Annotated in this window: 12 protein-coding genes; 7 read left to right on the top strand and 5 right to left on the bottom strand. The window is 53.1% G+C overall.

Annotated features, from left to right (window positions below; all coding sequences use genetic code 11):
• Positions 1–84 precede the first annotated feature (84 nt).
• Positions 85–2,118, top strand: a complete 2,034-nt coding sequence (locus tag KNP83_RS12845) for a heavy metal translocating P-type ATPase (protein WP_251139373.1) — start codon at positions 85–87, stop codon at positions 2,116–2,118.
• A 34-nt stretch (positions 2,119–2,152) separates the two neighbouring features.
• On the opposite strand, the gene KNP83_RS12840 is transcribed toward KNP83_RS12845, so the two are convergent.
• Positions 2,153–2,773, bottom strand: a complete 621-nt coding sequence (locus KNP83_RS12840) for a CHASE3 domain-containing protein (protein WP_214762816.1) — start codon at positions 2,771–2,773, stop codon at positions 2,153–2,155.
• Between the two features lie 166 nt (positions 2,774–2,939).
• On the opposite strand from KNP83_RS12840, the gene KNP83_RS12835 reads away from it, so the two are divergent.
• A complete protein-coding gene (locus KNP83_RS12835; RefSeq protein ID WP_251139372.1) occupies positions 2,940–5,009 on the top strand; it encodes an alpha-amylase family protein in 2,070 nt (689 codons plus the stop codon).
• A gap of 41 nt (positions 5,010–5,050) precedes the next feature.
• Here the strand turns inward: KNP83_RS12835 and KNP83_RS12830 are convergent, their stop codons facing one another.
• The 3 genes from KNP83_RS12830 to KNP83_RS12820 form a co-directional block, all read right to left on the bottom strand.
• On the bottom strand, positions 5,051–7,654 hold the full coding sequence (locus KNP83_RS12830; protein WP_214762815.1) for a putative bifunctional diguanylate cyclase/phosphodiesterase: 2,604 nt from the start codon (positions 7,652–7,654) through the stop codon (positions 5,051–5,053).
• A 100-nt stretch (positions 7,655–7,754) separates the two neighbouring features.
• Positions 7,755–8,621: a YitT family protein gene (locus KNP83_RS12825; protein WP_214753974.1), complete on the bottom strand. Its 867-nt coding sequence runs from the start codon at positions 8,619–8,621 to the stop codon at positions 7,755–7,757.
• Between the two features lie 87 nt (positions 8,622–8,708).
• A complete protein-coding gene (locus KNP83_RS12820; protein ID WP_214762814.1) occupies positions 8,709–9,116 on the bottom strand; it encodes a YkvA family protein in 408 nt (135 codons plus the stop codon).
• 113 nt (positions 9,117–9,229) lie between these two features.
• On the opposite strand from KNP83_RS12820, the gene KNP83_RS12815 reads away from it, so the two are divergent.
• Entirely contained in the window at positions 9,230–10,468 is a 1,239-nt protein-coding gene (locus KNP83_RS12815; protein ID WP_214762813.1) for an aminopeptidase, read from the top strand.
• A gap of 42 nt (positions 10,469–10,510) precedes the next feature.
• Here KNP83_RS12815 and KNP83_RS12810 read toward each other — a convergent pair whose 3' ends face one another.
• A complete protein-coding gene (locus tag KNP83_RS12810; RefSeq protein WP_214762812.1) occupies positions 10,511–11,293 on the bottom strand; it encodes an alpha/beta hydrolase in 783 nt (260 codons plus the stop codon).
• A 127-nt stretch (positions 11,294–11,420) separates the two neighbouring features.
• Here KNP83_RS12810 and KNP83_RS12805 point away from each other — a divergent pair, with 127 nt between their 5' ends.
• The 4 genes from KNP83_RS12805 to KNP83_RS12790 all read left to right on the top strand — a co-directional run bounded on the left by KNP83_RS12805 (position 11,421) and on the right by KNP83_RS12790 (position 13,276).
• The gene (locus KNP83_RS12805) at positions 11,421–11,999 is read left to right on the top strand and encodes a TetR/AcrR family transcriptional regulator (protein WP_214762811.1); all 579 of its coding nucleotides are present in this window, start codon (positions 11,421–11,423) and stop codon (positions 11,997–11,999) included.
• An 11-nt stretch (positions 12,000–12,010) separates the two neighbouring features.
• Positions 12,011–12,340, top strand: a complete 330-nt coding sequence (locus KNP83_RS12800) for a DMT family transporter (protein ID WP_214762879.1) — start codon at positions 12,011–12,013, stop codon at positions 12,338–12,340.
• Positions 12,337–12,651: a DMT family transporter gene (locus KNP83_RS12795; RefSeq protein WP_128124136.1), complete on the top strand. Its 315-nt coding sequence runs from the start codon at positions 12,337–12,339 to the stop codon at positions 12,649–12,651. Before KNP83_RS12800 ends, KNP83_RS12795 begins: the two co-directional genes overlap by 4 nt.
• Positions 12,652–12,718: 67 nt before the next feature.
• Positions 12,719–13,276: a GNAT family N-acetyltransferase gene (locus KNP83_RS12790; RefSeq protein ID WP_214753988.1), complete on the top strand. Its 558-nt coding sequence runs from the start codon at positions 12,719–12,721 to the stop codon at positions 13,274–13,276.
• The last annotated feature ends 55 nt before the right edge of the window (positions 13,277–13,331 follow it).

Genomic DNA, 13,331 nt, shown 5'->3' with positions numbered 1-13,331 from the left:
TCGATTTTTTTACGGTTGTAATTGTGAGACAATCGCGCTACGATATATTCAAATGAACGTTTGAATATATAAGGGGTGAACATGATGCAACGAGATGTGTTACCGGTTAAAGGAATTACATGCACGAATTGTGCCGCTAAAATCGAGAAGCGCGTGAGTGAAGAAGAGGGTGTCGCCGCTTGTCAAATCGACTTTGCAACGAGTCGAATGATGATTGACTGGAACGAGTCAACTGATCGCACAGCGACGCTCCGCTCAATCGAGGCAACGATGGGGCGGATTGAACCAGGCGCGCATTTTGTGAAAGAAGAGACGGAAACGCCGATGTCGCATCGCTTGCTATGGCGGTTTGGAATAGCGTTCATATTCTTGCTCGTCGGTCTTTATACAGATTCGCTCGTCATGTACGGGATCGCCTATGCGTTAGCGGGCTATGACGTCCTGTACGCCGCCGTTCGGAATGTGTGGCACCGGGAATGGTTTGATGAGAAATTTTTAATGACGATTGCGACGGTCGGCGCGATTGCGATTTCGGAGTATCCCGAAGCCGTCGCCGTGATGCTGTTTTATCAACTCGGTGAGTATTTCCAAGCGAGAGCCGTTCACGCTTCCCGACGATCGATTCAATCATTGTTGAATTTGAAACCGACGCTCGCGCGGGTCCTGTTGGACGGTCGAGAAATAGAACGGCGGCCTGAGGACGTGGCGGTCGGTTCCGTCATCATTGTGCGGGCCGGAGAGCAAGTGCCGATGGATGGTCGTGTGTTACAGGGCAACAGCTCACTGGACACGGCTTCGCTGACAGGGGAGTCGTTGCCACGCCAAATCGGGCCTGATGAAGACGTATTGGCCGGCATGATCAACCTCGAAGGGCGGCTCGAAGTTCAGGTCGAACGACCGGCCGCAGAGTCGAGTCTTCAAAAGATGATTGCCCTCGTTGAACAGGCGAGCATGAACAAGGCGAAGACCGAACAGATGATTACGCGATTAGCCAAAGTGTATACACCGGTCGTCGTGGTGTTAGCGGCTGCGGTCGCATTCATCCCGCCGCTGTTTGTCGGGAATTTGGAGGAGTGGGTGTACCGGGCTTTGATCTTCCTCGTCATCAGTTGTCCGTGTGCTCTGGTGATCTCGATTCCGCTCGGTTATTTCGGTGGAATCGGTGCTGGCTCGCGCCGTGGCATTTTAGTGAAAGGCGGCGAGTATTTGGACGTCCTCGCCGAAGTTGGGACGGTCATCTTTGATAAGACCGGCACACTCACGACGGGACGGTTTGAAGTGACCGACATTGCGACGAATGGGGAACTGACGACGGGGGAGTTGCTCCGGCTTGCGGCCCGTGTCGAAATGGCTTCGACGCATCCGCTCGCAACGGCGATCGTCGAGCAAGCCGATCCCGTCATCCCGTTCCCAACGATTCAAGAAGAACCGGGTTACGGCCTGATGGCTCTAGACGGTGAAGACCGCATATATGTCGGAAGCGCCCGCTATATGAAGAAGTTGGGCTACTCGATCCCGAAGGAGTCGTCGGGAACAATCGTGCATGTCGTGAAAAATGATCGCTGGCTCGGACGAATCGAATTGAGAGACGAAGTGAAGGCGGACGCGGAACAGACGATTCATACGTTGAAACAGTACGGATATCGGACGGTCATGCTAAGCGGAGATCGGCATGAAGTCGCACAGGCCGTCGGTTCGGCGATTGGCATCGATGAAGTGCACAGCGAGTTGCTCCCTCATCAAAAAGTAGCAGAAGTCGAGCGGTTGGCAACAGGCGGTAAGGTCGCGTTTGTTGGTGACGGTTTGAATGATGCGGCGGCGCTTGCGCGGGCCGATGTCGGACTCGTGATGGGGGGCGTCGGCAGTGATACGGCAGTCAACGCGGCAGATCTTGTTCTCATGAACGATGCCCCGCACGACGTGGTGGCGGCGATTGACTTGAGCAAACGGACACGACGAATCGTCTGGCAAAATATCACCTTCGCGTTCGGGATGAAGGCGCTCTTCCTCTTGCTCGGTGTATTTGGTCTCGCCTCGATGTGGGAAGCTGTGTTTGCCGATGTTGGGGTCGCATTACTCGCCATCGGGAACGCTGCCCGATTAATTCACAACAAATAAAAAACCTCGAGTATGCTCGAGGCCGGGAACCGACTCATTGAGGTCGGTTCTTTTTTCGTGTTTTGAAAATCAAAAATAAAATGACGAGGATGGCGGCGCTGAGGAGGATGGCGATGGACGTGAGCGCTTGCATCAGGACATCGATTTGATTCTCCGTCGCAATCAACTGCTTACGGATATCGTCATACTGCATCTTTTTTAAGGCGCGCAAGTCTTCGAGAATTGTCTGGCGTTGATCGGTCATCGTTTCGGCGAGGTCGGTCGCGGCTTCGATGTCGCCCCGTTCATAGAGGACGAGCACTTGATCGGCGCCTCGTTCCCAAATCCCATCGCGATGGAGTAAATCGAGAAGCGAGCTCGGCGTGCTCGGGTCGTTCGCGATGGACGTTTTCAACTCTTCTGCTTGCTGGGACATACTGTAATACGATTCTAAAAAGCGCTGGTCTTCATAGGCGAGTAGACCACGGATGGCGTTGGCTCGTTCGATGTTGAAATACATGATATCCTCGATCGCGTCATACGAGTCGAGACGTTGACCGTGAATCGATTCGACTTGCCGCGTCGTGTCGCGAAGTTGAAAGGCGAAACTGGCAAGGATGAGGATGGATAAGACGGATAACGAGATGAGTAAAGTCAGCCATTTTCGTTGGGACATGGTCCTCCCTCCTTCTGTAAACCATCGTACAATACTTCATGATTTCACCGCAAAATATTTTTTTGGAAAAGGAAAAAATCGGGTAAAGGTATAAATATATAGTAATGAGTTTCTTGATATCGTTTACAATGGTAAAGGAACGATTTTATTCATAAGGAGAATACACATGCCAGAGAACTCATCGTTAATCAAGTTGCACCAAATCTTGAAAGAAAAACGAACGAACATCCATTACGAGATTCCGACGTTATGGAACCGGCTGCAATTCGCTTCAGAGCCGGTACGTGATGGGGTCGAGCGGGTCAATCCGTATGATTTCTTGATCGAGACGATTGAAAAAGCGATACTTCCCCATGCGGTCGACGGGCGAGCATACGATCAATCGGTCGCCCAAGCGGACGGCTATTTGCAAACGGGCGGCGATTGGATCAAACGGGCCTCGGTCTACTCGATGCAAGTCCGGACGTCGACGTCATGGGACCATGATGGGTCGGGCTATGTCGAGATGGAGAACTCGATCGGCATGAAAGACACGGGAACGTTTGTCAAAACGCTCGCGTTAATTCCGCATCTCCTTTACATGGGTATCGACACGTTATTCTTATTGCCAATCTCGCAACACAGTCATAAAAACAAAAAAGGCGAATTTGGTTCTCCTTATGCGGTGCAAGACTTTTTCGGAATCGATGAGGAGTTGAAAGAGACGTTGACCGGAGACGGCTTGACCGTCGAAGAAGAGTTCGCTGCGTTCGTCGAGGCATGCCACATGGTCGGGATTCGCGTCGTCATCGATGTCATTCCGCGTACGTGTGCCCGCGACAACCGACTCATTCTCGAAAATCCGGAATGGTTTTATTGGATCCCGGTGACCGAACTCGATTACTATCATCCGCCGCACGTTCCAGGAATCGGTGAGAACGTGAAACCAGAGCACGCGTTCTTGCCGATGATCTATGGGTCGGAAGACGTCTGGGCGCACTTGCGTCGCTTCTCGATGGCGCCGAACCTCGTCGATGCAGACAAGTGGGAGACGGTGAAAACGTACTTGCTCGAGCATCCGGAAGAGAACTTGCTCGCCGTCATCGAGCGCGAGTTCGGTTTGACGACGGCTCCAGCCTTCTCGGATTGCATCAACGACCCGCAACCGCCTTGGTCGGACGTGACGTACTTCCGTCTGTTCTTGGACCATCCGACAGCGGCGGCGCCTTACGTGAGCGAAGCGAACTTGGCACCGTATATCTTGTTCGACTCGATTAAATCGAATCAATTCCGAGGCGATCAAATCAACGAGCCGTTATGGGCGATGCTCGCCGACATCATTCCTCACTATCAACGTGAATATGGGATCGATGGGGCTCGCATCGATATGGGGCACGCTTTGCCGGTCGATTTGGCGCAACGAATTTTGCAACAGCCACGTGCACTCGATGCCAACTTCAGCTTCATCGCTGAAGAATTGATTGAAATCGGGGCGTGGGCGGCAAAAGAAGCCGGCTATAACATGATTATCGGGTACGGGTTCTATAAAGAGCCACGCTTTGATACGCATGAGACGCACCAGTTCGTATATGACTCACGCTTCTTACCGTTACCGGTGTTTGCGGCCGGAGAGACGGCTGATACGCGCCGTGTCGCGACACGAGATGGGGGACGACAAGCGAGTCGCCTGCTCACCGTCTTGAACGGTTTCGTACCGAACGGTGTCCCGATGACGAACTCGGGACTCGAACTGTATGAGACGCAGCCGATGAACACTGGGCTCGACTGCCGACCGGAAGAAGCGTATCAACTCTTCCCGACCGATCCATACTTTGGAAAGCTCGCTTTCTTCGATGCGTACCAGTTCCATTGGGATCACCCGGAGCGAGACGAGATGATTGAACTGATGCATCAAGTGGCCGAAGTGCGTCGTCGCTGGTTGGACGTCCTCGTCAACCCGAGTCACTTCGAACCGCTCGCCATGACACATATGGATGCGCCATTCATCGGCCTCGCATGGTTGCGTCCGGATACGAACGAGACGCTTCTCGTCGTCGCCAATACGGATATGCAGCACCCGTTGCAAGGGAAGGTGCCGCTCGACGGAGTGCGTCGCCGTAACTGGAACGCCAGCCGTTTCGCTGAGATGGTCTACTCACCGACTTCATGGCCGTACGCTGAGCATTCGTTCGACGAGAATTGGGACCTATGGGTTGATTTGAAGCCGGGCGAAGTGAAGATTTATGAGATGAAATAACAACATGCCCCGAACCGGATTACCGGTTCGGGGCATTTGCGTTACATCGTCTGCTTCATATAGTAGATGACAAACTCATCGAGCGGCATCGGCTTCGCATAGTGATAGCCTTGCATTGAATGACAGCCGATTTTTCGTAAGAAGTTCTCTTGATACTCGGTCTCGACACCTTCGGCGACAAGCGCCATCCCGAGTTGTCGGGCCATCGCGACGATGGTCGCGGTGACCGTCTGATACTCCCGGTTCTCTTCGAGTTGCATCGTGAACTCGCGCGGGATTTTTAACTCATCAATCGGATAGCGGACGAGGTAGGCGAGCGAGCTGTAGCCGGTCCCGAAATCGTCAATCGACAGTTTGATGCCGAGTGCCTTCAGCTCGAGAATCCGGGTCAACACGCGATCGGATTGATGCGCCGCGACCGTCTCGGTCAACTCGAAGTTGAGTCGGCCGGGCTCAATCGGGAAGCGTTCGAACAACGTCGTCAAATACTCAATCAAGTGCTCATCGAACAGTTGGCGGACGGATAGGTTGACCGATAATTTTGGTAAATCGATGTCGCCTTGTTCGAAGGCGTACATCAATTGGAACGTCTCATGAATCATCCAGCGGCCGAGGTCATGGATATGGCCCGTCTCTTCTGCGATTGGGATGAACTGGCTTGGCGGGATGAAGACGCCGTCCCGTTGCCAACGCATGAGTGCCTCGGCCCCGATGATGGCTTTCGTCGAGGCGTCGACTTGTGGCTGAAGATAGAGCGAGATCTCGCCTTTCTCGAGGGCGGTATCGAGCCCTTCCATCAACAGTTTGCGTTCTTCTTTATGCGCCCGTAATTCAGGCGTGAACAACACGGTCTCGTTGCGTCCTTTATCCTTCGCCTTGTACATGGCCAGGTCGGCGTTGGAGAGTAAGTGCTTGAGCGTCGAACCGTGCTCCGGATAACGGACGATTCCGATTGAGGCATGAATCTCGACGAGCGTCCCGCCCATGAAGTAAGGCGGACGATAGACGGAGCGGCGCAACCGTTCGACGAGCATCTCATCGTCGTCGTGTTCGGCCACGACGATGAATTCATCACCGCCGAGACGTCCCGCATACTCGTTCGGCAACAAGGCGCCTCGCAGACGTTTGCCGATATGTTGCAATAACTCGTCCCCCATATGGTGTCCGAACTGATCGTTAATCTCTTTGAAACCGTCGAGGTCGGAGAACATGAGCGAGAACGGACGTCCTTCCGCGATGAGTCGTTCAATCTGTTCTTGCAGGGCGTAGCGGTTATGGAGCCCGGTCAGACTGTCGTGGTTCGCTTGATAATAAATTTGTTCTTGTTGGACGATCATTTGGGTGATGTCTTTGACGATCGCATAAATGCCCTCAACCTCACCGTCGATAATCATCGGAATGTTCATCAACTGCCACACGCGTTTCGATCCGTCTTCGGTGACGACATCGACGTCGAGCGTCCGGGGACGACCGTTCGTCAAATCGTGCAACACGGTCGCATAGGCGGCGCGGTCTTTCTGTTCGATGACGTCCAAAATGTTGGAGCCGATTAGCGTCTCCGTATCGTGGCCGAGCACCGAGCTGCCGGACTCGTTCACGGACAACACTTCACCATGAAGGTCGAATAAGAAGATCGGTTCGGCGTGATAGGCGAACAGCGAGCGATACTGTTGTTCGCGGACCTCGAGTTCATGCGCCTTCGTCGTCACCGCGACTTCGAGATCGGTGTTGACGGTATGTAAACGGTGACTGATCAACGCATTCTGTTTGGCGACGACGAACTGACGGATGAGCAGCAACAACACGGCGTTCGCCGTCATCGAATCGAGCACAGATGTGCCGAGCAAACGGTCCGAGGCGAGCATGAACAGCATGACGATCGCACTATAGACGACGTAGTCAAACACGGAATCGTGGACGAGCGCATCTTCGCGTGATTCATCGAACACATAGCTGATTGAAATGATAAAGATGCTGCTCACTTGTAGCAAATGCACCAACTCATGGCCGATGCCAGCGAAGACGAACAGTTGGTTTAGAATCGAGGCGGTCGTGAAGCCGAGTATGCCGATCAGTAACAGCACACGGAACGTTTGGCCGACCGAAGCGATGCGATTCAAGTACAGGAAGCCGAGCATCATGTAGAGGCTAATCAACACCATCTGTTCTTCAAAGCCGTTCAATTGAGCCGCATAGCGGCCACCATCGTTCGAATAAATGAACAGGTGGAGCGCCCCGATCAACAGGAAGCTGAACAAGGCGAAGATGTCGAACGTGCGCAGTTTCAGTGTCCGGATTTCAATCGATTGCGTGATGACGATCAACGACATAATCAAATAAAAGAAGTTCTGAATAAACGGCATGTGATTGCTTCCGGTCGGTACGCCGAAATGGTGTCCGACCAAATAGGCGATGAAACAGACATTGCCGGCGCTGATCAAGACGTGAATGTAGCGCCGCATCCCGCGATTTTGAAACACGGCCGTCACACTGAAGACGGTCGCGATGAGTGTGACCGCCGTGAAATAGACGAATAAACTCGTCTCCCTCAAGGCGTAAGGGGTGAAGAGGATCAATAAAAGGCCGAGAAAAAAGGTCCCGACGAGCAAAGCGGGGACTGTTTGGCGCAACGAGTGATTGGACAACTCATGCACCTCCTTCTGTATATGTCTAAGAGGCTCACCACTATTATCGGATTGTTGATGCGTTTGTTACACAAAAAAATCGACAGCGAGCCGCTGTCGATTAAAGTGTATACGAATGTTCTTTAAAGTTACCGACGACCGAGTCGATTTCCGATACGGTGACGAACGCTTCCGAATCAATCTCGGAGACGATTTGACGCAGTTTTGGAATCTCGTTGTTCTGAACGACAACATATAACATCTTCTTCGAATCGTTCGAGTAACCGCCGGTCGCGTCCATGATGGTCACACCACGTTTCAAGTTCTGCTTGATGACGAGGTTGATTTCGTCGGCTTTCTTACAGATGATAAAGCACTGCTTTTGTGCCGAGAAGAACCGGTGAATCGTCAACAACGTCCGCGACCGAACGAAACTGAGCACGAGCGCGTACATGACGGCTTTAATATCGAACGTGATGAACACGAGGATATAGACGATGATGTCTTGTGTCAAAAAGATTTTTGGGAGTGATAAGTTCCGGTTGTTCGTATAAATGACTTTCCCGAGAATGTCGAGTCCGCCGGTCGAAGCGCCAGCGAATAATAGCAAAGCGAGCCCGAGTCCCGAGACGATGCCGCTGAACACCGAAGCGACGAGCGGGTCGTCGAGCGGGGTCGGCGGGATGAGCACCGGCAACGTGTCAATCAAAATAGAAGAGAGCACGACGACGAGCCCGGTCATGAGAATGAACCGTTTGCCTAAATATTTAATCCCGATAATGAAAAGGGGGATATTTAATAGAAGTTGGCTGAACCCGATCGGCGTGCCGAACAGTTCATTGATAATGAGCGTGATTCCGACGATGCCGCCGGATCCGATTTCGTTTGGCTTGAGCAGTAATCCGACAAAGATTGATTGCAGAATCGTTCCGGCGATGATGAACAGCGTCGTCTCGACGGCAATCCGTTTTCTTGATTTTGCGTACATAGATGATGGCTAGGTGCCATACGCCCCCTTTGACTTAAACTCACTCAAGCGTACTCCGACGATGTCGGAATTTCAAGCGTTGACCGATTACAATTCGTTATGAAAACGGTCGATATCGCTCGCGAGCTGTTCGTGCACGTAATCGATGACTTGGGCGTCGTCGAATAAGCCGAGCGGCGCGTCGTCCGGAATCGCGTCGAAGGGTGACACGAAATAGAGAATCGCAGCGACAAGAGCGTGTTGTTTGTCCGGCTGCATCTCGAACTGATCGTTATAGACGGCCCGCAACATGTTGAGCAATTGTTTCATTTGGAAGTAGAGCGTCAACTCTTCTTCCCGTTCGATATTGCTAATCTCGCTTGACGCGACGTCGACCGTCACTTTGGCGAGAGCGAGCTCGCCTTGTACCAAGAGGTCACCCAATTTTTCTTGATCGGTATAGTCCTCGGTCGCGCTCGTCAAAAAGTGTGTGTACGTCGTTTTCCAATCTGACATGTAAATTCCTCCTTCTGTCTTCATCTACTAATATGCCCGTTTTTGCGATTTGGTTGCAACTTTTCCGAAAATTTAAGAAAATAGAAATAAGTGAAAAAGGAGGAACTGTACATATGTCTACTGTAACCATGCCCACCGAGGCAGAATTCGCCCGCTACGCTGAGCTTGCCGTCAAAAAAGGCGTCAACATTCAGCCGGGCCAACAGCTCGAAGTTCGAGCTGATATTAGCCAAGCACCGCTCGTCCGTCAAATCGTGAAAGTAGCTTACGCGGCTGGCGCGAAACAAGTGTATGTCAACTGGAGTGACGAAGAGACGACGAAAGTCCGTTACTTCAACGCCCCGGCGGATGCCTTCAAGGAATATCCGGAATGGCTCAAGGCACGCTTTGAACAGTTGGCCGAAGAGAAGACAGCCTTCCTATCAATCGTCAGCGACGACCCGGACGCGCTGAACGGCGTTGAGTCGTCACGCATCGCGGACTCGAACCGGGCTGCCGGCGTGGCGCTCGCCAAATGGCGCAAGTACGTCATGAGCGATAACGTCAGCTGGTCAATCGTGGCTGGCGCTTCAGAGGCGTGGGCGAAGAAAGTCTTCCCAGACCGTGAAGACGCGGTACCTGCCCTTTGGAAAGCGATTTTCGAAGCGACGCGCATGGACCAACCGGATGTCGTCGCGGCATGGGATGCGCACGATTCATCACTCCGTGAACGGGCGACATTACTCACGAACAAGAAGTATGCAAAGCTCCACTATAAGGCACCGGGCACGGAATTGACGATCGGCTTGCCGAAAAAGCACGTCTTCCTCGGCGGTGGCGGACCGAACATCGACGGTGTCGATTTCATCGCCAACATGCCGACCGAAGAAGTGTTCACGCTCGCCGATAAAGATTCGGTCGAAGGACACGTGTCGAGCACGAAACCACTCAGCTATAGCGGGAACTTGATCGATGGGTTCACGCTCTGGTTCGAAGGCGGGAAAGTCGTGAAGGCGGAAGCGAAGCAAGGCCAACAGGCGCTCGATGAGCTGTTGAACCTTGACGAAGGAGCGCGTCGCATCGGTGAGGTCGCACTCGTGCCGGACGATTCGCCGATCTCGAACTCGGGTCTCCTCTTCTACAACACGTTGTTCGACGAGAACGCATCGTGCCATTTGGCGCTCGGACGCGCCTACTCGACATGTCTCGAAGGCGGACCGCAAATGTCAGCCGAAGAGCTCGCCGAGAACGGGGCGAACGACTCGATGACACACGTCGACTTCATGATCGGCTCGGCCGAGATGAACATCGACGGCGAACTCGAAGACGGATCACGCGAAGCCATCATGCGTGACGGGAACTGGGTCATCTAATTCAGCAAGAGACGAATTCCATCGCGGAATTCGTCTCTTTTTTCATGTCAATTCATAGAGGAAAGCGAGGGCGTTCGGTAGCCGTCGCCGCCACGCGATCTCATTATGGACGGCACCAGGCTCGACCTCGTAGCGGAAAGCGAGGCCTTTCCGGGCGATTGTCTCGACGAGTTTCGCATTCGTATACAAGTAATCCTCGGGCGTGATCGGTCCGCTCGTTTCATTCGTCCCGATGTCCATATAGAGGCGGGCCGTCACATCGGCTTGCCTCACTTCCCGGATGAGTGAGTCGAGATTGGCCCAAGCGGCCGTCGAGAGCGAGCCGACGCGCCGGATGGACGGATAGGCCGTCATCATATAGAGCGAGATGACCCCGCCCATCGAGCTGCCCATCACGCCGACGTCGTCCTTGTCGGTCGCATAGCGCTCATCAATCCACAGTTTCAACTCGCGCATGAGCCAATCGGCATAAGCCCGACCTCTCCCGCCAAGCGTGGGCCGTGTCTTAGCCAGTTCCGGCCCGATTCGGCGATACAGCATCTCGTCTTCATAAAACGAGTACTCGTCGTAGCGGTCGAGCCAGTCCGGGGCGCTCGCGATGGCGACGACCATGAGCGGGAGTTGCAAGTCTTCGATGTGGCGGTTGATGGACCAGCCTTCCCCGATCGTGGCCGTCTGACCATCGAACACGTTTTGCCCGTCGTGCATATAGAGTACCGGGATCTGTTCATCAGCCGACACGAAGTCGGGACGGTAGACACGAACGATTCGTTTCCGGCCCCGTATGGTCTCCGTCGGTAAAGTAAAGCTGAATTGCTCAAGCATGTTAAGCGCTCCTTTCACAGTCAACTGGTTTTAGTTTGCCGGGTGTAACCGAAGAATGCAATCGCGACACTTGACTACCTACCGTTCGTTAGGTAAAGTGATGGGAGAAGAAAGGGGACGATTATCCGTGAATACGAAACAACGAATTGAACTCGCGGCGCGGCGGCGCTTTGCGCTCGAAGGTTACGAAGGGTTATCGCTTGCGGCGCTCGCCGAAGATGTCGGCATCAAAAAAGCGTCATTGTACGCGCATATCGACGGAAAGGAGCAACTGTTCAAGCACGTCGTCGAGGATATGGCGAATCGTTATGATGGCGTCTGGCGAGAAGCGCGGGACGCGACTGCAAATGCGGCACCGCTCGAACGGATTGAGGCCATCGTCGAGACGTTGATTCGCTTCTTTGAAGAAGAGGAGACGTGGATGCTGACGAAGCGGATGTTGCTCGTCCCGCCGCCTGAATTGCGATCGTTCATCGAGACGACGCTCGGGTCGGTCGAAACGGAATTGCAAGCGTTTGAGAGAGAACAGTTTCGATTGGCGATGGAGCAGGGGGCGTTACCGGAGCAATCGCTCGAGGACGTCTATGATGCCTACTATTGTTTTCTCGACGGCGCGCTCATCTCGCTCTTCACGCTCGAGACGAATCGCGTCAAGCGGCAACGGGCCGCCTTCACAATCTTTAAGAAAGGAGTCGGATGGACATGAAACGAGATCAAATGGCCTGGGTTTGGCTCATTTTCGCCGGATTGCTCGAGATTATCTGGGCGACGACGATGAAACTGTCAAACGGATTCACGCTGCTCGGACCGACCGTGGTCACCATTGTGTTGTTGATTATAAGCTTTGGACTGTTGGCACTGGCGTTTCGTGTCTTGCCGGCCGGAACCGGCTATGCCGTATTCACCGGGATTGGTGCCGTCGGAACGGTCATCGTCGGCGCCGTCTTGTTTGATGAGACGCTGACCGGGATGAAGCTCGTCTTTATCGCGACGCTCCTCATCGGCGTGATTGGACTGAAACAAGTGACGGGAGGGGAATCAGCATGAGTTGGGTGTTTTTGATTGGTGCAGGTCTTGCCGAGATGATGGCTGTCTTTTGGATGGGAAAATCGAAAGGTTATCAGATTTTTAAGTGGTCTGCACTATCTGTCGGAACGTTTGCCTTAAGTTTTTATTTATTATCGCGCTCCCTTGAGACGCTCCCGCTCGGGCTGGCTTATTCGATTTGGGTCGGAATCGGTGCGGCCGGTGGTGTTGTGCTCGGGATGTTGTATTTGAACGAATCGCGGGACCGTTGGCGCATCTTCTTCCTGTTGCTCATTATCGGGAGCGTCATCGGACTAAAAGTTGTCGCCTAATCAGGATTGAATCGGAATAAAAACGGGAATTGAATAGTTCAGACTGTGAACGAAAGGGGCGGGGACGATGAATCTTGTCAAACTGCAATCCGAACGTCTGCGACTTGAGCCTTACACGATCGCCGATTTTTATTTCGTGAAATCGTTACTCCAAGATCCGCGGGTGATGCGTTTCATCAGCCAGGATGGGAAACCATATACGGACGAGCAGACGATTGAATGGTTCGAGCGACAGTTGGCCCGCTATCAGACGGGTCGACAAACCGGATTGCTCAAATTGATGACGCATGAGAGTGATGAGCCGATCGGACATGCCGGTACGTTGCTGCATGAACTCGATGGCACGATTGAACTTGAAGTCGGATATTGGTTGGCGCCGAAACATTGGCACATGGGCTATGGGCGCGAGGCGGCGGCCCGTCTCATGCGTTACGCGTTTGAAACCGGGGAGAAGGACATCATCTCCTTGATTCATCCGGACAACGTTCCGTCGCAGCGGGTCGCGAAAGCGAACGGGCTGCATTGGGACCGGGACACCGAATATCAAGGTATGCTCGTCTCGGTATATGCCGGTGATTTAGAGCGGTTGTGCCGCCATATGAAACGGGAAGAAATGACGCGCTAAAAAAACTAAAAAAAGTTTTAAAAAACAGTTGCCAAGGCATTAGTTTCTTGATATA

It is taken from the genome of Exiguobacterium sp. s146 (assembly GCF_018618415.1).
In the GTDB taxonomy this organism is placed as follows: Bacteria; Bacillota; Bacilli; order Exiguobacteriales; family Exiguobacteriaceae; genus Exiguobacterium.
Note: the sequence above shows the minus strand (reverse complement) of the source record. Positions and strands in the feature narration are given on the sequence as shown.

What these genes read in the sequence shown, in the direction of transcription:
- KNP83_RS12845 (WP_251139373.1), top strand. Translation starts at nt 85, where the DNA reads ATGCAACGAGATGTGTTACCGGTTAAAGGAATTACATGCACGAATTGT.
- KNP83_RS12840 (WP_214762816.1), bottom strand. Translation starts at nt 2,773, where the DNA reads ATGTCCCAACGAAAATGGCTGACTTTACTCATCTCGTTATCCGTCTTA.
- KNP83_RS12835 (WP_251139372.1), top strand. Translation starts at nt 2,940, where the DNA reads ATGCCAGAGAACTCATCGTTAATCAAGTTGCACCAAATCTTGAAAGAA.
- KNP83_RS12825 (WP_214753974.1), bottom strand. Translation starts at nt 8,621, where the DNA reads ATGTACGCAAAATCAAGAAAACGGATTGCCGTCGAGACGACGCTGTTC.
- KNP83_RS12820 (WP_214762814.1), bottom strand. Translation starts at nt 9,116, where the DNA reads ATGTCAGATTGGAAAACGACGTACACACACTTTTTGACGAGCGCGACC.
- KNP83_RS12815 (WP_214762813.1), top strand. Translation starts at nt 9,230, where the DNA reads ATGTCTACTGTAACCATGCCCACCGAGGCAGAATTCGCCCGCTACGCT.
- KNP83_RS12810 (WP_214762812.1), bottom strand. Translation starts at nt 11,293, where the DNA reads ATGCTTGAGCAATTCAGCTTTACTTTACCGACGGAGACCATACGGGGC.
- KNP83_RS12800 (WP_214762879.1), top strand. Translation starts at nt 12,011, where the DNA reads ATGGCCTGGGTTTGGCTCATTTTCGCCGGATTGCTCGAGATTATCTGG.
- KNP83_RS12795 (WP_128124136.1), top strand. Translation starts at nt 12,337, where the DNA reads ATGAGTTGGGTGTTTTTGATTGGTGCAGGTCTTGCCGAGATGATGGCT.
- KNP83_RS12790 (WP_214753988.1), top strand. Translation starts at nt 12,719, where the DNA reads ATGAATCTTGTCAAACTGCAATCCGAACGTCTGCGACTTGAGCCTTAC.